This window comes from Streptococcus sp. 11273D007BT (assembly GCF_053547195.1).
This window is the reverse complement of record NZ_JBPWPE010000001.1, coordinates 580,325-599,130: the sequence shown is the minus strand read 5'-3', so window position 1 is coordinate 599,130 and position 18,806 is coordinate 580,325. Positions and strand designations below refer to the sequence as shown.

The 18,806-nt window shown below is 39.8% G+C and carries 20 protein-coding genes and 1 other annotated feature; of the genes, 1 reads left to right on the top strand and 19 read right to left on the bottom strand.

Features of this window, described 5'->3' with window-relative positions; translation table 11 throughout:
* Positions 1–5: 5 nt before the first annotated feature.
* The 10 genes from ftsA to ACEE75_RS03135 form a co-directional block, all read right to left on the bottom strand.
* Entirely contained in the window at positions 6–1,424 is a 1,419-nt protein-coding gene (gene ftsA / locus ACEE75_RS03180; RefSeq protein WP_447575518.1) for a cell division protein FtsA, read from the bottom strand.
* 182 nt (positions 1,425–1,606) lie between these two features.
* Positions 1,607–2,671, bottom strand: a complete 1,065-nt coding sequence (locus ACEE75_RS03175; protein ID WP_447575519.1) for a cell division protein FtsQ/DivIB — start codon at positions 2,669–2,671, stop codon at positions 1,607–1,609.
* A gap of 6 nt (positions 2,672–2,677) precedes the next feature.
* A complete protein-coding gene (locus tag ACEE75_RS03170; RefSeq protein WP_447575520.1) occupies positions 2,678–3,754 on the bottom strand; it encodes a UDP-N-acetylglucosamine--N-acetylmuramyl-(pentapeptide) pyrophosphoryl-undecaprenol N-acetylglucosamine transferase in 1,077 nt (358 codons plus the stop codon).
* A gap of 1 nt (position 3,755) precedes the next feature.
* A complete protein-coding gene (gene murD, locus ACEE75_RS03165) occupies positions 3,756–5,114 on the bottom strand; it encodes a UDP-N-acetylmuramoyl-L-alanine--D-glutamate ligase (RefSeq protein WP_447575521.1) in 1,359 nt (452 codons plus the stop codon).
* A gap of 201 nt (positions 5,115–5,315) precedes the next feature.
* Positions 5,316–5,573: a DUF3165 family protein gene (locus tag ACEE75_RS03160; protein WP_354368097.1), complete on the bottom strand. Its 258-nt coding sequence runs from the start codon at positions 5,571–5,573 to the stop codon at positions 5,316–5,318.
* A gap of 18 nt (positions 5,574–5,591) precedes the next feature.
* Positions 5,592–7,433 carry a translational GTPase TypA gene (gene typA / locus ACEE75_RS03155; RefSeq protein WP_354368099.1) on the bottom strand — a complete coding sequence of 614 codons (1,842 nt, stop codon included), beginning with the start codon at positions 7,431–7,433 and terminating at the stop codon, positions 5,592–5,594.
* Positions 7,434–7,627: 194 nt separating this feature from the next.
* Positions 7,628–8,008, bottom strand: a complete 381-nt coding sequence (locus ACEE75_RS03150; RefSeq protein WP_354368101.1) for a rhodanese-like domain-containing protein — start codon at positions 8,006–8,008, stop codon at positions 7,628–7,630.
* 10 nt (positions 8,009–8,018) lie between these two features.
* Positions 8,019–8,987, bottom strand: a complete 969-nt coding sequence (locus tag ACEE75_RS03145) for an ROK family glucokinase (RefSeq protein WP_427894769.1) — start codon at positions 8,985–8,987, stop codon at positions 8,019–8,021.
* Entirely contained in the window at positions 8,962–9,186 is a 225-nt protein-coding gene (locus ACEE75_RS03140; protein ID WP_354368105.1) for a YqgQ family protein, read from the bottom strand. The genes ACEE75_RS03145 and ACEE75_RS03140 overlap by 26 nt, the downstream gene beginning before the upstream one ends.
* A 141-nt stretch (positions 9,187–9,327) precedes the next feature.
* Positions 9,328–9,864: a Dps family protein gene (locus ACEE75_RS03135; protein WP_354368107.1), complete on the bottom strand. Its 537-nt coding sequence runs from the start codon at positions 9,862–9,864 to the stop codon at positions 9,328–9,330.
* Positions 9,865–9,954: 90 nt separating this feature from the next.
* Between ACEE75_RS03135 and ACEE75_RS03130 the strand changes: the two genes are divergently transcribed.
* Positions 9,955–10,365: a prepilin peptidase gene (locus tag ACEE75_RS03130; protein WP_447575522.1), complete on the top strand. Its 411-nt coding sequence runs from the start codon at positions 9,955–9,957 to the stop codon at positions 10,363–10,365.
* A 63-nt stretch (positions 10,366–10,428) separates the two neighbouring features.
* Here the strand turns inward: ACEE75_RS03130 and trpX are convergent, their stop codons facing one another.
* The 9 genes from trpX to ACEE75_RS03085 form a co-directional block, all read right to left on the bottom strand.
* Positions 10,429–11,397: a tryptophan ABC transporter substrate-binding protein gene (gene trpX, locus ACEE75_RS03125; RefSeq protein ID WP_447575523.1), complete on the bottom strand. Its 969-nt coding sequence runs from the start codon at positions 11,395–11,397 to the stop codon at positions 10,429–10,431.
* A 24-nt stretch (positions 11,398–11,421) separates the two neighbouring features.
* Complete coding sequence (trpA, locus tag ACEE75_RS03120) at positions 11,422–12,216, bottom strand: tryptophan synthase subunit alpha (protein ID WP_447575524.1); 795 nt, start codon at positions 12,214–12,216, stop codon at positions 11,422–11,424.
* Positions 12,217–13,419, bottom strand: coding sequence for a tryptophan synthase subunit beta (trpB, locus tag ACEE75_RS03115; RefSeq protein ID WP_447575525.1), 1,203 nt, complete (start codon positions 13,417–13,419; stop codon positions 12,217–12,219).
* Positions 13,409–13,996: a phosphoribosylanthranilate isomerase gene (locus ACEE75_RS03110; protein WP_447575526.1), complete on the bottom strand. Its 588-nt coding sequence runs from the start codon at positions 13,994–13,996 to the stop codon at positions 13,409–13,411. Before ACEE75_RS03110 ends, trpB begins: the two co-directional genes overlap by 11 nt.
* Complete coding sequence (gene trpC / locus ACEE75_RS03105; protein WP_447575527.1) at positions 13,983–14,753, bottom strand: indole-3-glycerol phosphate synthase TrpC; 771 nt, start codon at positions 14,751–14,753, stop codon at positions 13,983–13,985. The genes ACEE75_RS03110 and trpC overlap by 14 nt, the downstream gene beginning before the upstream one ends.
* Positions 14,746–15,753, bottom strand: a complete 1,008-nt coding sequence (gene trpD / locus ACEE75_RS03100) for an anthranilate phosphoribosyltransferase (protein ID WP_447575528.1) — start codon at positions 15,751–15,753, stop codon at positions 14,746–14,748. The genes trpC and trpD overlap by 8 nt, the downstream gene beginning before the upstream one ends.
* Positions 15,750–16,322, bottom strand: coding sequence for an aminodeoxychorismate/anthranilate synthase component II (locus ACEE75_RS03095; RefSeq protein ID WP_447575529.1), 573 nt, complete (start codon positions 16,320–16,322; stop codon positions 15,750–15,752). The genes trpD and ACEE75_RS03095 overlap by 4 nt, the downstream gene beginning before the upstream one ends.
* Positions 16,319–17,677, bottom strand: coding sequence for an anthranilate synthase component I (gene trpE / locus ACEE75_RS03090; protein ID WP_447575530.1), 1,359 nt, complete (start codon positions 17,675–17,677; stop codon positions 16,319–16,321). Before trpE ends, ACEE75_RS03095 begins: the two co-directional genes overlap by 4 nt.
* 93 nt (positions 17,678–17,770) lie before the next feature.
* Positions 17,771–18,010 (bottom strand) — a binding site (T-box leader).
* A 140-nt stretch (positions 18,011–18,150) separates the two neighbouring features.
* On the bottom strand, positions 18,151–18,801 hold the full coding sequence (locus tag ACEE75_RS03085; RefSeq protein WP_447575531.1) for a DUF998 domain-containing protein: 651 nt from the start codon (positions 18,799–18,801) through the stop codon (positions 18,151–18,153).
* Between the last annotated feature and the right edge of the window lie 5 nt (positions 18,802–18,806).

Genomic DNA, 18,806 nt, shown 5'->3' with positions numbered 1-18,806 from the left:
CCTCTCTAATCAAACATACTTCCAAAAATTCCACGTACACGATCTGAAAATTTCGTTTTTGGTTCCGTTGAGTCTACCTTTTGTTGTTGAAGGCGTGTTGTTGGTTCTGCTGGTGGAACTTGATATCCCGTCTCAACTGGAGCCTTTGGCGTTTGATAACGCTCATAATCTCCTACTGGATAAGATTGTTGAGTAGGTTGTTTCACTGGTTGAGTTGGAGCAGAACGGTAAATATCAATAGGTTGTTGACGTAACATCGCATCACCGTAAATTGCTCTTTGCGAAATTTCATCAACCTCTGTTAAAGTACCTACATATTCCACCATACCAATCACATTGGCAAAAATAGGATTACGAATTCCAACTTGGTTTGGAACATATAGCTTCACTTGAGTTCCTAAAACTTGCTCAGCTAACTCAACAATACCTGGAAGAATAGCACCCCCACCAACTAAAATAACACCACCTGGTAAATCTAATAAGCGTCCACGCTCTAAATCTTGTCGAACCTGATCTAAGATGTGTTTAAGGCGAGCAGAGATAATCTCAGCTAGATACCGTTCTGTTATTTCAACCGGCTCACGTGCACCTACAACCTCAACTTGGACTGTTTCAGTATCGCTAGCTTGCTCGACATTAGCTTCTCCAAAATTAAATTTCAAAGATTCTGCTGTCTGAAGGGAAGTTTTCAGTACTTTAGAGATGTCTTTAGTAATATAGTCTCCACCTTCAATATAGACATTAGTATATTCTAACTCTTGAGCACGCATAGCTGCAACTGTTGTCTGTCCACCGCCTAAATCAATAACGATGCCTCCAAACTCACGCTCACCTTCATTTAAAATAGAACGTGTCAGAGAAAGAGGGGTAATGATAATATGCTCTGCTTTGATGCCAGCTCGCTCTACTGTACGGCGTAAGTTGTGGATGATAGTGCTTGGTCCTGTATAAATCAATGCACGCATTTCTAAACGCGTTCCCATCATTCCTCTTGGATCACGTATGCCTGCAAAAGTATCAACGACAAATTCTTTTGGAATAATAGAGATAACTTCTCTATCTGGAACAATACTCTTTGTTAAGGCAGATTGGATAACGCTCTCAACATCCTCGTCTTTAATTTCTTTGGTATCACTAATGATAGGAACCATTCCCTGAGTCGGTTCAATCTGCAACAGATTGGCAGGTAGCCCTACATTGACTCTTTCAATGGTCATTCCTGATTTTTCTTCTGCTTGTTCAATCGCGGTTCTGATCGTTGCAGCAGCAGCCTCAATATCTACAATGATGCCATCTTTCACACCTGAACTCTTGATGTTACTCACACCGATGACATTCATTTCTCCAGCAATATACTCTGCAACAAGAACTTTAATCGAGCTTGTACCAATATCTAATCCTGTAAAAAAGCCATTTCTAGCCATTCACTCGACCTCTCTATCTCTTCTTACTATTGATTTCTAATACTTCATTTACTGATAAACAATACTGCTTTTTGCAGAATTATTCAGAAAATATTATATCACAAAAAAAGGTAAAATGATATCATTTTACCTTCTTTGTCATATAAAATTAATTTTTATTCTACTTGAATTTCTTCTGATTATTATTGAGTTGCCTCAGTTACCACAGACTCTTGAGCTGAAGATGACGCCGTTGTGCTTTCAGCTGTTGTGGCAGTAGTATCATTATTTTCTTCAGAAATTGTAAAAATACCAACCTCCATATCTACAATAATAGGTGCCACTAAGCTGTTTTGAATTTTTTGGTAATAGGGTATCTTTTGGGCTAAATCGGATAAAGGAACTTTGAGCGTGTTACCATCCCTTAAAAGAATAGTTAATAAATCAGAGGTAGCCTTTGTTGGCGTTAAGCTAATTGATTGAATTTGTTGAAGCTGTTCTTTTGATAATTGATTTAATTGCTTCGCTAAAGTACTTACTTGTGATTGACTTAAACCATCAACCAGAGCCAAAGTAGAATCAATCTGATCACTAGCCAATTGTTCAGAAAGGTCCCCACTGCTTAAGATAGCTTGATAGTTGCCATCTTTGACCTGATAAGCAACTACTGGATATTCCTCAACCGTTAAAAGAAAATGATTAAACGGTTGATAAGTTAAAAGAGCATCTTTCACCCAAACAGAATTTTTCTTTACATTTTCCTCTATTTGCTTACTATTTAGAATGGTCGAAAAAATATAATCACTTGTTTTAATCTCTGTCGCTTTAAGTAGATCATTTGAATCAGCTTGTTGTTGCCCTGTAACCTCTATAACCTTTTGTGTGGCAAATGGTGTAATCAAAAAAATTGACCAAAGTAAGATTAAGCTTGAAAGAGTTATAACAGTTATCACACCAAAACGTTGTGAGGCAGGCATACGTCTTGCCTTTTTTTGTGCTTTTTGTTGTGATTTTATTCGTTTTTGATCTTGTTTCTTCTTTCTTTTTTCACGTTTCAGTATCGCTCTTTTTTCTGACGGTGTCAGCGCTGCCTCAATCTCTTCTTGCTCTCTTGCTAAGCGCTTAGCCAATTCTTCTTTTCTTTGTTCTTCACGTTCTTTTTTTTCACGCTCTTTTTTTTCAATAAACTCTAGATTGCGTTGTTGCCACTCGGTTAACTCTGCTTGAGTCCCCACCTCTACTTGTTCTTTATCTTCTGATTTTGACATAATCCTCTACTTTCTCTTAAGCTTCTCGTTGATATCCTCTAAGAGAAGTTGGTAGAAGTCTTCTTGTGATTTTAAATCTTGTGTTTTTTCCATTGCTTGATAAAAATCCGACCGACTCTCCCAAATCTTATCTAAGGAAGTTTTTAAATGGGGGTAATCAAAGTCCTGTTCATATAATGTCAGAGCATAACCTCTTTTTTCAAAATAATCTGCATTTTCTAGTTGATCGCCTCGACTAGCTTCTTTCCCCAAAGGAACAATAAGATGTAACTTTTTCATAGCAACCAATTCAAAAATTGTGTTGGAGCCACCACGAGTCACAACAATGTCTGCTAGATTCATCAAGGGTTGATATAAATCCGTAACATAGTCCACACGATATAAGTTTTTAGAAAGCGTATTAAGACTAGAATCTCCGGAGATATTAATAACATTGTAGTCTTTTGTTAAATCTGGAGTATTCGTAATCAGCTCATTAAAAACCCGTGCTCCTCCAGAGCCACCAATAAATAAGAGCGTCTGACGGTCTGAATCAAAGTGAGCGATGATTTCATCTAATGCTGGCGTCTTGACATCAACATTTGTTCCTACTTTAGTAATCGCACCGACATGTTTTGACTTGACTTGTTGCTCGCCTTGCTCAAAAGTCGTGTACATGGTTGTCGCAAAACGATAAGCAATCTTATTGGCTAATCCCATTGATAAATCTGACTCATGTATAAAGACAGGAATTCCTAATGTTTTAGCGGCAATAACGGGAGGTACAGATACAAAGCCTCCTTTTGAAAAAAGGGCTTGTGGACGAATTTTTGCTAGAATAACCATAGCTTGCAGAATACCAAAACCAACTTTAAACACATCAAGCATGTTTTGCCAACTAAAGTAGCGACGTAATTTTCCTGTTGCAATTCCATGAAAGGTGATGTTAAAGCCTAATTTTTGAATTTCTTTGTATTCAACACCTTTTTTATCACCTATATAATGAACTTCCCAGCCATCTTTGATAAATTTTGGAATCAATATCAAATTCAAAGTAACATGCCCTACTGTTCCACCACCCGTGAAAACGATTTTTTTAGTCATCTTACTCTCCTTTATTTAGACGTGAAAAGGTATCCAAAAAGACCTCTCCACGAACCTCGAAATTAGGATACATATCCCAACTTGCATTAGCAGGACTTAATAAGACAATATCACCCTCGCTAGCTGACTGAAAAGCAAGACGGGTAGCCTCTTCTATATCTGTAGCTTCTAGATACGGTACTTCTGCTTTTTGAGCTGCACGAATCACACGTGGAGCAGACTCGCCCAAAATAATCATTTTCTTTAATCCAGTAATATCAGGCACTAAATCATCAAATTCATTGCCACGGTCCAGACCCCCTGCTATCAAAACAACCTTAGCATTGTCAAAACCTGAGAGCGCTTTTTGAGTAGCTAAAATATTGGTAGATTTACTATCATTATAGAAGGTCACGCCTTGAAGACTACCCACCTTCTGTAAACGATGCTTGACTCCACCAAATTGACTCAGTGTTTCTTTAATAACAGTGTTTTCAACACCTGATAATTTAGCAACAGCAATAGTAGCCAAGGCATTCTCAATATTATGACTGCCTGGAACTCCTAGCTCCGATGCTGACATCACACACTCATCTTTAAAATAAAGTTGACCATCTAAAAGATAAGCACCATCTACCTTTTCCTGTGTTGAAAACGGAAGAACTTGAGCTCTTGTTTTTTGTGCTAAATCTTTAGCCAAGTCCTGATTAAAGTTCAGTACAATAATATCATCAGCAGTCATCTTGTCTTGTATATGCCATTTAGCAGCAACATAATCATCAAAGCTACCATGATAGTCTAAATGAGTTGGCATCAAATTTGTAATGACAGCAATATGTGGCTTAAAGGTTGTCACACCCATCAACTGAAAGCTAGACAACTCCATCACTAAAGTATCTTGAGCTGTCGCGTGACTTGCTACCTCAGAAGCTGGAAAACCAATATTACCCGATAAAAGTGCTGACTGACCAGCTTGATTTAGAACATCCGCAATCATGGTTGTCGTAGTAGTTTTACCGTTTGAGCCAGTAATACCAATAATCTTCGCCTCCGAAATACGTGCGGCAAGCTCTACCTCTGTGATAACAGGAATACCTTTAGAGATAGCTTTTTCTACCATAGGATTGGTATAGGGTATTCCAGGATTTTTTATTAAATAAGCAAAATCCTCATCTAACAATTCTAGAGGATGACTACCACAAATAACCTTAATCCCCTCTTCAAGAAGAGATTGAGCTGAAGGATTATCTTCAAATGGTTTTCCATCATTAACAGTGACAATAGCTCCTAGTTTCGCCAAAAGTCTTGCTGCAGCTTCACCAGAACGTGCTAATCCTAAAACCAACACCTTCTTATTTTCAAAATCAGTAATCTGTTTCATATCCTTCTCAATTCTTACAATATATGTTCCCTAATATTTTACCCTTAATTGATAAGTTTTTCAAGATTTTGAAAGGATTGCTACTATCTCACCTGCCATACAAAAAAGCTAGGCATCTATAGCCTAGCTTTTCATTTTGTCATCCCAAGAAGACCAATACTCTCTAAAATAGAATCAAGAAACTTGTTGGTAGTGACACGTTTACCTTCTGTTAGATTTATCTCGTTTCGGCAATTTTGAAATATCTAAAATGACAAAATAAGCTAAAATAGTCATGGCAAAGCCAATAAAGATCTCTGGTGGAGACTGGACTAGCTTGACAAGACTCAAACCTCCCAAAACCAATAAAGACGCACATAGTCCAACAAAGGCGATAACATTCATGGTTGATTTAACAGTCTTTGGAGCAGCAAAGACATAATAAACCACAATCAACAAGGCAAGAATTAAATAAGACATTTTTGCCCCCTCATCAGCTTATTCTGCTGATTTTTTCTTTTTAGCTGCCTTATCACGAGCTGCTTTATTTAGAATTTGTTTACGTAAACGAATAGATTCTGGTGTCACTTCCATGTATTCATCATCGTTTAAGAACTCAAGAGACTCTTCTAGAGTCAAAATACGAGGTGTTTTAATGACAGATGTTTGATCTTTTGTTGCTGAACGAACGTTAGTCATTTGCTTAGCAGTGGTGATGTTAACTGTCAAATCATTATCACGTGAGTTTTCACCAATGATCATCCCTTCATAGACTTCTGTCCCTGGGTTAACAAAGATTGTTCCACGCTCTTCAATACGCATAATAGAGTATGTTGTTGCTTTACCAGCATCAATAGAAACCAATGCACCACGATGACGTCCACCGATTTCCCCAGCTACAACTGGAAGGTATTGATCAAAAGTATGGTTCATAATCCCATAACCACGAGTCATTGATAAGAACTCTGTTGAGTAGCCAATCAAACCACGCGCTGGAACCAAGAAAACCAAACGTGTTTGACCATTTCCTGTTGCTTGCATATCAAGCATGTCCCCTTTACGCTCAGAAAGAGATTGAATCACCGCACCTTGATATTCTTCTGGTGTATCAATTTGAACGCGCTCGAATGGCTCCATTTTCACACCATCAATTTCCTTGATGATCACTTCTGGACGTGATACTTGAAGTTCATATCCTTCACGACGCATCGTTTCAATTAAGATAGACAAGTGCAGTTCCCCACGACCTGAAACGGTCCACTTATCTGGTGAATCAGTTGGGTCAACACGAAGTGATACGTCTGTTTGTAACTCTGCTAAAAGACGCTCTTCAACCTTACGAGAGGTTACCCATTTCCCTTCACGACCAGCAAACGGTGAGTTGTTAACCAAGAAAGTCATTTGAAGAGTTGGCTCATCGATACGAAGGACTGGAAGTGGCTCAACTGCATCTGTCGGAGTTACTGTCTCACCAACGAAGATATCTTCCATACCAGAAACAGCAATCAAATCACCGGCTTTTGCTTCTTGGATTTCCTTACGCTCAAGACCGAAGAATCCAAAGAGTTTGGTAACGCGGAAGTTTTTCGTTGTACCGTCTAACTTAGACAAGGTAACTTGGTCACCAACCTTAACCGTCCCACGAAAGACGCGACCGATACCAATACGACCTACGAAATCATTGTAGTCAAGAAGAGAAACTTGGAATTGTAAGGGCTCATCTGAGTTATCCACTGGAGCTGGAATATGCTCAATAATCGTGTCAAAGATCGGTGCCATAGTAGCCTCTTGATCTGCTGGGTCATCCGAAAGTGATGATGTTCCGTTAATCGCTGAAGCATAAACTACTGGGAACTCTAGCTGATCATCATCTGCACCAAGTTCAATGAAAAGCTCAAGAACCTCATCCACAACCTCTTCTGGACGGGCAGATGGTTTATCAATCTTGTTAACCACAACGATCGGTGTCAAGTTTTGCTCGAGTGCTTTTTTCAATACAAAACGAGTCTGTGGCATTGTACCTTCGTAGGCATCAACTACCAAAACAACCCCATCAACCATTTTCATGATACGCTCAACTTCACCACCGAAGTCCGCGTGTCCTGGAGTGTCCATAATGTTAATACGCGTTCCATTGTAAGCAACGGCTGTATTTTTAGCAAGAATGGTAATTCCGCGCTCTTTTTCAAGATCATTAGAGTCCATTGCGCGCTCATCAAGATTAGTACGCTCATCAAGCGTTTGTGATTGCTTTAACAACTCATCAACTAAGGTTGTTTTTCCGTGGTCAACGTGGGCAATAATGGCAACGTTACGAATATCTTCTCTAAATTTTGTCATATTTTCCTCTGTAATAATAATAGTAATAATTTATTTCAACTAGAGGATTATAGCATAATTTATTAAAAAAATCATGCCATATGAGGCTGTAAACGTTTTTAGAATGCTATTTTATCAAATAATGAATCTTGTCCTTTCATTTTCTAGCAGTCTTTTCCAACAAAAAAGTTACTGGAAACCTGTCCAGTAACTTTTTATTTCACTTTGCCATCCCAGTACTCAAAACCATCTCTTAAAACATAGATATCTTGATAGCCTGCTTTTTTTAAGATTAAAACAGCACGAGCAACAGCTTGTCCACGACGACTATCATATAAAAGGACTGGTTTATCTTTTCTCAATGCCGATAAACTTTCTTTAAATTGAGCTAAAGCAAAATTTCTAGCACCCAAAATATGTTTTCGACCAAACTCGGCTGGGCTTCTTAAATCAATTAACTGACCTTGTCTTAAAAGGTTCTTGAATTCCGTATTTTCAACAAATTGCGCAGCCTTTCTCACTCGGAAATAATTCCAAATTGTCCAAATCAGAAATCCTATAGCAAAAGCAATGATTAAATAACTAATAATATCCATACGGTACTACCTATTTTGCAAACTGACGTGCTAAGCTTGCTGCACCAATAATACCGGCGTCGTTTCCAAGTTGTGCCATCTTAATTTTTGTTGTTTTACGAACTTGTGGAAATGCGTACTTGTTAAAATAAGTTTCGACACGGCTACGAAGAAACTCTCCAGCAGCTGAAACGCCTCCCCCGATAACCACAGAATCAGGATTCAAGATATTTGAAATATTAGCTGTAGCTAGTCCGAGATAGAAAGAAACTTTTTCAACAACAGAGTTAGCAAATTTATCTCCGTTCGCTGCTGCCACAAAAATATCCTTACTCGTCACACTATCACCATTATCAATAGCAACTTTAATACTAGAATCTCCCTCATAGCTTTCTGCCAGATGACGCGCAACACGTACCACACCTGTGGCAGAAGCTACTGTTTCCAAGCACCCTAGATTGCCGCAAGTACAAGCAAAGCCAGTCTCAGGCTCAACAATGATATGCCCGATTTCTCCACCAGCACCACCGACACCGTGAATCAGATTGCCATCAGCGATAATCCCTCCGCCAACTCCTGTTCCAAGAGTGACAAAAACCACATCGGGATTATTTTCACCTGCACCAACCCAACGCTCACCAAGAGCGGCTACATTAGCATCATTATCAATGGCAAAAGGAATCCCTAAAGTACTCTCAATAGCTTGCCCAACAGCCTGTGTCTCTGCCCAATTAAGATTATAAGCACCAGTTACGGTTTTATTAACAATATCTACTGATCCTGGCGATCCCATACCGATACCCGCAAAGTCCTCGGAAGTTAAGCCATATAAGTCTAAACGGTGTTTGATTGCTTCAATAATTTCTGGAACAATGTGTTGCCCATCCTCTAAAATATTAGTGTCAATCGCCCACTTTTCCTGAACTTCACCCTCTAAAGTCAAGATACCAAATTTTACAGTTGTTCCACCTAAATCAATTCCTAGAAGTTTCTTTGCCATATTCTTTTTCCTTTTCTAAGCGGTGTTCACGACGCAGTATTAGCTCTGCAGTTAAGTAATCTTGCTTATCTAACAAGCCATTATCATAGAGACGAGAAAGTTCTAACTTCATCATCTCGATATCATATAGTCGTTTTCCTAGATAAACAAAAATGCCAAAACGCTTCAGCAACTGCTGAACATCATATAGTGTTTTCATATTACATTCATTTTAACAAAATTTTGTTGTCCTTTCAACAGAATTATGCAATCGTTTGCTTTGTTGGCAAAATTTTTAAAAATATGTCTGCTTTTTACTAGACAAAAGAAAAAAGCTGGGCATCGCCAGCTTCATCTCTTGTTAACGAATCCCTGGTGCTTGACCACGCTCTGCTTGAAGCATCCAGATGGTTTTTTCTGCGTCAGCTTGTGCATCAGAGAAAAGACCATTAGTAGGATCATCACCTTCTTCATCTGAAACATCTAAACCAACTTGGTATAGACTTGAAAGATACTGATAAACCTCTACAAGACGTGCCAAATGCTCGTCTATAGATTTATCAAATGATCCTGGAATTTCATCAAGTTTTGAATGTTCATCAAACTCTTTCAGTGTTGAATAAGGCGCACCACCAATCGTAATCAAACGTTCACTTAACTCATCTAGGTGAGCATTTAGCCCATCCATCAATTCATCCATTTTGGGATGAAGATGGAAAAATCCTGCTCCGCGCATATACCAGTGAACCTGATGAACGATAGAGGCAGCTTTTGATAAGTCTGCTACTGCTTGATTTAAAACAGCTTTTGTCTTTTCATTTGAAGTTATAGTGGATTCTTTTTTCTGAACCTGATGCACGATCGAAGCATAAATTTTTTCTACAATTGTATCTGACATGATTTTTCCTCCTCAACTTTATATCTCTATTTTAGAATGGTTATTATTAAAAAGCAAATAATTTGATTATATTTATCGAATAAGATAAGTATGAAGATAATTGATTTTAACAGTATTAGCCATATCATTCTGATTTTTATGGGGATAAACCTATCCTTACATGATAAAAAATGGCTTTCTTTTCCACTTTTAAACTGGCTTATTCCCACTTTATTCCTCTTTTATCTCAATCCCATTAATCCTCTCGTGATGAGCCTAGCTTTACTTGGAATAATAGCCGAGATAAAAGATCTTAAAATGGGGTCAGGTGATTTCTTTTTTCTAGCCAGTCTAGCCTTTGTCCTAAAGCTACAAGACTTACTTTGGGTTATCCAACTTTCTAGTCTAACTGGTATCCTCACTTTTCTCTACCACAAAAATCCAACAAAAAGACTTCCTTTTATTCCTTATCTTTTCTTATCTTATTTAATTGTCCTCATCTATCAAAAAGGAGTTGGATAACATATTAGTTATCCAACTCCTTTTGAGAATTTCTTAGTTTTCGACTTGAGAAAAAGTTGCCTTTTATTTTTCTGGCAACGTAATGCCGAGCTCTTTAGCTACTTCTTCATTATAAACAGGGGTTCCTTCATCAAAAACATTAACAGGTAGCGTCGAAACGTCCTCACCTTTAAGGACTTTAGCCGCCATTTTCCCTGTTTCAACACCTAGCTGATACTGATCAATCACCACTGAGGCTAGTCCGCCTTCTTCTACCATTGTATCCACACTTGGGTAAATAGGTTTTTTAGCTTCTTTAGCAACTTGAACTAAAGTTGAAAAGGCTGAGGCAATCGTGTTATCAAGTGGCACCCAAACAGCATCCACTTGTGATAACAAGACTTCTGAGGTGGTCTTGATTTCATTTGTAGATGGAACAGATTTCACCACAACTTCAAGTCCTGCTTTTTCAGCCAAGGTTTTAAATTCTTCAACTTGAGATTTTGAGTTATCTTCGCTACTAGAGTAAATAACTCCCACCGTTTTAACGTTTGGCGTCAATTCTTTGATTAAATCAACCTGTGCTTTAATAGGAGTTTTATCAGAAACACCTGTGACATTTCCACCTGGTTGATCAAGACTTTTAACCAATTTTGCTCCAACAGGATCTGTCACAGCCCCCATAATAATAGGGATTTCTTTAGTGGCAGAGGCTAAACCTTGAGCTGCTGGGGTTGCAATACCAATTAAAACGTCATTTTGATTGGCAACCAACTTCTGACTCATGGTTTGGACCTTACTTTGATCACCTTCAGCATTTAAAAAATCAATTTTCAGTTTATCTCCTGAATATCCCTCTTCTTCTAACCCTGCCTTGATACCACGATAGATTTCATCCAAAGCTTCATGGGTTACAAATTGTAAAACACCTACTTTAGCTGTCGTAGCTGAAGTGGTTTTTGTCTCTTTTTTTGTCACTGATTGATACCCCAAAACAGCTATAATGACAAGGGCAAGACCTATTAATACCCCTATTAAACGTTTATTTTTCATCTCTTCTCCTTTAAATCTTTTTACCTAATTATGACATAGACTTGGTGAAATCTCAACCGCCTCTTTGATAAAGTTTCCGATGGATTGATCCTTGTCATGAAGGGCTTTTACAATTTTAGACCCTACAATAACGCCATTAGACACACGGTTGAAGCGTGTCACATCCTCAAGACTAGATACACCAAATCCTGTTAAAACAGGAATCGGAGAAACTTCGGTTAAAGCTTTTAAGTGTTGATCTAGGTCGTCACGATAATCATTTGATTTTCCAGTAACCCCATTGATAGCCACGGCATAGACAAAACCTTCTGCTTCTTGAACTAAGGTCTTTTGACGATCAATCCCTGTGGTCAAACTCACTAAAGAAATCAAAGCCATATCACTGTCTTTCAGATAAGGTTTGACAAAAGCCTCGTGTTCATAAGGCAGGTCTGGAATAATCAAGCCTTCCACAGACGTATCTTTCAAATCAGTGATTAGTTTCTCGACACCGTACTGGTAAACAGGATTAAAGTAAGTCATCAGCACCAAGGGAGTGTTGACTTGCTTTTCTTGCAATTTTTTAACCAATGCTGTGAGACTCGTCCCTTTTTCTAAGCTTCGTTGTCCCGCTGCTTCAATCACTGGACCATCAGCTACAGGATCTGAAAAAGGTACTCCGACCTCAATAGCTGAAACGCCCTGCTTTTCTAAAAACGCAATCGTCTCAAATAAGCCTTCTAAGCCCTTATCGTGATCTCCCGCCATAATATAAGGCACAAATAATCCCTTATCCTGCGATATAATCTGTTCTAAATGTTTGGTTAGCGTTTTTGTCATCTATGCCTTCCTCCCCTCTAGCATTTCCTTAACTTGCATCACGTCTTTATCACCACGTCCTGATAGGCAGACTACAATGGATTTGTCAGGGCCCAATTCTTTTGCTAACGTTGGAAGATAAGCAATGGCATGACTAGACTCTAAGGCTGGAATGATACCTTCTAGACGCGACAAGAGTTTAAATCCTTCCAGAGCCTCATCATCTGTCACGCTGACATAGGTTGCTCGCTTGATGTCGTTAAAATGGCAGTGCTCTGGGCCAATCCCAGGGTAGTCTAAACCAGCAGAAATCGAGAAAGCTTCTAAAATCTGTCCATTTTCATCTTGTAAGACATCCATCAAAGTTCCATGTAAGACACCAGGACGGCCTTTGGCAAAGGTGGCAGCGTGCTGATCTGTATCTAAACCACGACCGGCTGCCTCTACACCGTACATAGCAACAGAGCTATCATCAACAAAAGGATAAAAAAGTCCCATGGCATTTGACCCACCACCAATACAGGCAAGAACAGCATCAGGCAGCTTGCCACCTGAAAGCTCCTGAAATTGGCGTTTGGCTTCGTGACCAATGACTGCTTGAAAGTCACGAACAATCTCTGGAAAAGGCGCAGGACCTAAAACAGATCCCATGACATAGTGCGTATCCTCGACTTCTGCAACCCAAGCACGAAGAGCGGCATTAACCGCATCTTTTAGAACGCGTGAGCCATCTGTTACCGCATGAACCTTAGCCCCTAGCAACTCCATCCGAAAGACATTCAAGGCTTGGCGCTTAACGTCTTCTTCTCCCATGTAAATCGTACATTCCATATTAAAAAGAGCTGCCGCTGTTGCAGTTGCAACACCATGCTGTCCTGCACCTGTTTCTGCGATAATTTTATTTTTCCCCATCCGCTTAGCTAAAAGCACTTGCCCTAGGGCATTATTGATTTTATGAGCACCCGTGTGGTTGAGATCCTCACGTTTAAGGTAAATCTTTGCCCCTCCACAATACTCTGTGAGACGTTTTGCAAAATAGAGCGGATTTTCTCTGCCGACATATTGTTTAAGAAGGTCTTGAAATTCTTTTTGGAAGGCTGGATCTTGTTTACTCTCGCGATAGGCTTGATCAAGCTCTAAAACAGCTGTCATCAAAGTTTCTGGAACAAACCGTCCACCAAAATTTCCAAAAAAGCCATTCTGGTCTGGTTGATTATAAGTCATAAGTTACCCTTTCTATAAATGCTTTTATCTTGTTGATATCTTTCTTGCCATCTGTTTCTACACCACTAGAGACATCTAGAGCATAGGCTGAAAAGTGTTTTTTGACAGACCCCACATTCTCAACAGTGAGACCACCTGCTATAAAATAAGGCTGGGTCACGTACTGTTTTTTTAGTCGTTCCCAGTCAAATGTCTGACCGCTTCCTGCTACAGGAGCATCAAACAAGATGTAGTCCGCCTTTGTGGTATAAGTAGCGCTTTCTTTGGTTACTTGAATAGCACGGATACTAGGAACTGACAGTTCTGCAAACCACTCCTCATTAACATCTCCGTGAATTTGGACTAAATCAAGCGGAACTGCTGTAATCGCTTCTTGTAATTGCGCTAAGCTTGGACTGACAAAGACACCTACAACCTTGGTTTTGCCAGAGACATATTGGCGTAAGTGCCTTGCCTGCTCTAAGCTAACTTGTCGCTTACTCTTTGCAAAAACAAAACCAATATAGTCTGCACCTGCCTGACAAGCTGTTTCAACCGCTTCCTTAGTTGATAAGCCACAAATTTTAACCTTTGTCATAAGCTAACTCTTTCATCTTTTCTTCTAAGTTATCTGCTTGCATAAGCGCTGTTCCGACTAGGATGGCGTTAAAATAGGGGGCAAGCAAAGCCACATCCTCAGCTGTAAAAATCCCAGATTCAGACACATAAACACAGTGGTCTTTAAACTGAGTCGATAAATGGAGACTGGTATTGAGATCAATCTCAAATGTTATTAAATTACGATTGTTAACACCGATAATTTCAGCACCTATCTCATGGGCTATGGCTAATTCCTCACTATTATGTGTCTCTACCAAAACCTCTAAGCCTAGTCCTGTCGCAAAATCATAAAGTTCTTTCAAGCGTGCTTTCGACAAGGCCGCTACAATCAACAGAATCACTGTCGCACCAGCATTTCTAGCACGGATAATCTGTTTTTCATCAATGATAAAATCTTTGTTTAAGGTTGGAATAGCTACTGCTTGCGAAATTTGACGAAGATAATCCAAGTGCCCTTTAAAGAAAATCTTATCCGTCAAGACAGAAATCATCGCAGCACCACCTGTTTCATAGGCTTTAGCCTGTTCCACAATATCGACATCTAGATTGATGTCCCCCATACTAGGGCTGGCTTTCTTCACCTCAGCAATAACCTGTACCTTATCCTTATGGGTCTTTAAAAAATCATAGAGACGATAGGTCTGACGTAACGGAAGCAAGTCCTCTAGCGCCATCTTTGACACTTCTTTTTCCTTTTGTTTTAAAATCTCTGGTAAAAATTGCTTTTTAGTCAATTTGTGCCTCCTGTAATGCTTTTAACTTAGCAAGTGCCTTTCCTGAAGCGATTAACTCACGCGCTAGAGCTACACCCTCTTTGATAGATGCCACCTTACCATTGGCGTAGAAGCCTAAGCCTGCATTTAAAACAGTCGTTTCAAGATAAGGACTGGCTTGATTTTCCAAAACACTTACTAAAATCGCTGCATTTTCTTTAGCAGAACCTCCCTTAATGGCTGCTAGGGGAACCTCAGCCATTCCCAAATCTTTATAAGTAAACTGGCCGCTAGTAATCTGGCCTTTATCTAAAAGCGTATAGGTGTTTGTCCCATAAAGCGCTGCTTCATCCATATTATCAGGACCTGTAATAATCAAGGCGCGACGTCTGCCTAAAGCTTTTAAAACTTGAATCAATTCAGCTTGCTTATCCGCACGATAAAGCCCCATCAACTGACTATCCAATGCCATGGGATGGCTAAGAGGTCCAATAAGATTCATAATAGTTGGAATGCCCAAAGCCTGACGCGCTGGTGAAATATAGCGCATAGCAGGGTGTATTTTTTGAGCAAAGAGAAAGGCAATTCCTGTTTGATCTAAGACCTGACCTAAACTTTCTTCTGGGAGATCCACAGCAATCCCTAGTTCCTCTAAGACATCTGCGGATCCTGATTTTGAGGAAATCGAGCGATTGCCATGCTTTGCTACCGTTATCCCTCCAGCAGCCAGAACAAAACTAGCCGTCGTTGAGATATTGAAACTAAAAGACTGATCACCACCTGTCCCACAATTATCCATCACTCCTGTCGCTTGGCTAGGGATTTGAGCGGCATGCTCCTTAACCACCTTGACGAGACCTAAAATTTCATCAACAGTCTCTCCCTTCATCTTTAAACCTAGGAGAAAGGCTGCGATTTGACTTTCAGACAGCTCACCATTTAAGATGCGATGAAAAACGGCTTCCATTTCCTCTTGACTGAGGTTTTCTTGTCGTGATAATTGATTAAAAATCGCCTTCATCCTCTATCCTCCACTTGTTTGACAAAGTTTTCCACCATCTTCAACCCTTCTGGACTACCGATACTTTCTGGATGGTATTGCAAGCCATAAATCGGAAGTTCCTTGTGTTGAATGGCCATAATTTCATGGTCATCCACTGTCCTTGCTAACACCTCAAACTCTGCTGGCAAGTCATCAACGACAATGGAATGATAACGCATGATGAGAATTTCTTTTTCAATACCTTCAAAGATAGGGGACTGCCCTGTGATCTTAATCGGACTTTGCTTTCCGTGCATGACATTTTTAGCTAGTCCTAGCCGACCTCCAAAGATCTCAGCAATGGCTTGATGCCCCAAACAAATGCCCAAAATTGGTTTTTTCCCAGCAAAATCCTGAATCATCTGCTCCATCAGTCCAGCATCTTTTGGCCAACCAGGACCTGGAGAGAAGACCAGACCATCTGCCTGCTCAGCTTTTTCATAAAGATCATCAGCATCATTACGAATAACAAGGACATCGGTAAAGGTCCCAATATACTGCGCTAAATTGTAAGTAAAAGAATCATAATTATCAATCAACAAAATCATAAACGCTCTCCAATTCTTGTCATGGCCTTAGCCTTATTGATGGTTTCGTAAAATTCATTTTTGGCCACACTATCATAAACCACTCCAGCACCTGCCTGAACATACGCTTTCTGATTTTTGATGACCATCGTTCGGATAGCAATCGCAAAATCCATATCTCCAGTTGCTGATAAGTAGCCGATAGCACCAGCATAAATACCACGCTTTTCTTTTTCTAGCTCATAAATGCGTTGCATGGCACGAATCTTCGGTGCACCAGATACTGTTCCTGCTGGCAAGGTGGCTTTCAAGGCTTCCATAGGATTACTAGGATCCTTTAGAACACCTTTCACAACACTGGTTAAGTGCATGACATAGCGAAAATACTCTACTTCCATGTATTTACTGACCTGTACGCTACCTGTTTGGGCAATTCTTCCGATATCATTACGTCCAAGGTCCACCAACATCCGATGTTCAGCAGTTTCTTTTTTATCGGCTAAAAGCTCCGCTGCTAAGACAGCATCCTCTTCTTCTGTTTGACCACGATGACGCGTCCCTGCAATCGGGTTGGTCGTTACCACGCCTTTTTTGACGGACACCAGACTCTCTGGACTAGCCCCTATAATCTGATAATCGCCAAAATCATAGAAGTACAGGTAGTTTGATGGATTAGTGATACGCATATTGCGGTAATAATCAAAGGGCTGCCCTAGCATCTCTGCTGAAAAACGTTGACTCAGCACACATTGGAACATATCCCCTTGACGAATCAAGTCCTTGGCCCGATTGACCATAGCTTCAAACTCTGCCTGTTCTAGATGATGGTGAAAGCTCAGCTTTTCTAAAGAAAGCGGTGAAAACTCTTCTTTAGATGGGGTTTGTAGGTCAGTAAGAACTCTCTCCAAAGCCTCTGCCAGCTCCGTATCAGGACGCTTGCTATAGTCATTTGTCTCAACCACATGGATACACTCTTTTTTATGATCAAAAATCAGAAATGACTCATAGACAAAGAAGTGCATATCAGGCGTCCCAATTGTATCTGTAGGAATCTGACCAATAGTTTCATAGATTCCAATCATGTCATAGCCAAGATAACCAATGGCACCTCCTACAAACGGAAGCTCACTTGTTTTTTCAGGTACTATGCTCAATTGACTCAGATAATCCAGCGGATCTTGGTCAATGACTTGACCGTTCTCTCTTAGCTGACCATTGTCAAAGGTCACTTCAAAAACAGGATTATAAGCTAGGATAGAAAAACGCGCATTTTCCTTCTCTCTTGGAATAGACTCTAAAATCATCTTATGTTCTCCTTTAATGCGCATATAAGCAAGAATCGGAGTTAAAATATCTGCTGATAAAACTTTTTCCATAAGAACCTCTTTTCTAATAGGACTAAAACAAACGACTACCTATCCTCTGGTCAATCTGACGATGCAAAAAGCCCCCGCACAGAAAAAACTCTGTACGAGGGCGTCAATATAGCGCGGTGCCACCTCATTTTAGGGAATTTGGGTATAAGGTCTCCCTAATCTCTACCTCCTCTAACAAGGAGTTGCACGGTAAGGTGTGCCAACCGAATTTACATTGTTTAAAATTCTCTAGTTACCTCAGCCCATTTCCACAAAGACTGTTATTGGCTCACAACAACCGCCAACTTTCTGAAAACTTATCTTAGTGTACTTCTTCTGATTGACTCTTATTATACCTTAAAAAATTTTTCTGTCAACAAAAAACACAAAATTTTCTAAACATTCTGATAAACAGACTGATTATCAACGATTCTTGGCTATATGGTTTGTTTCCTGAACCAAACGGCAAAAAGCCAGAACCGAGTCCTGACTTTCTATTTCTTCATAAATGTTAGACCAGTTAGTATCTGCCAAGCGGTAATAGGGTAAACCGTCAGGCGTTCATAGATAGCCATAACGGCTACTTGATTTTCTGCGATTGCCGTCTGCAAAAATCCTGCCGAAACAAAACCACATAAGCCGAGAAGGATGCTAATAGTACGATAAGCCGTTTTTTGCTCAGGCAGGAAAAAACCTGTCAAAAGCAAGCTACTATTGCCCATTATAAAAGACAACCGAGCTCCAAGTCCATGCAAACCATCTTGACCAGGCACACCCCCTTGAAAAAGACCGACTAAAAGACTGCCGAAACCAAAGAGAGTGACGATTAACAAGAAAATGATGGCTAAAATCGGATATTTTTGTCTTACTTTAGGAAAAATCAGCAAAGCATAGGAGAGGACAAAGCCAATTGCAGTCAGAATAAAACCACTATTCATGACAATCGCCCAATTCGAAAAGTTTTCTGGTACACCAGCTACCTGTTGGCCATTATACACCCCAAGAGCCGAAATAAACTGCCGACTATAGACGTAACCAAGTGGGTAGCCAGTACCAATAGCAGCCAGCAATTCTGTCCCTAGATAAATACTGGCATTGATTAGAAAGCCAACTGCACCAAATTTCTGTAGATGAGTTTTTTGCATCTTGC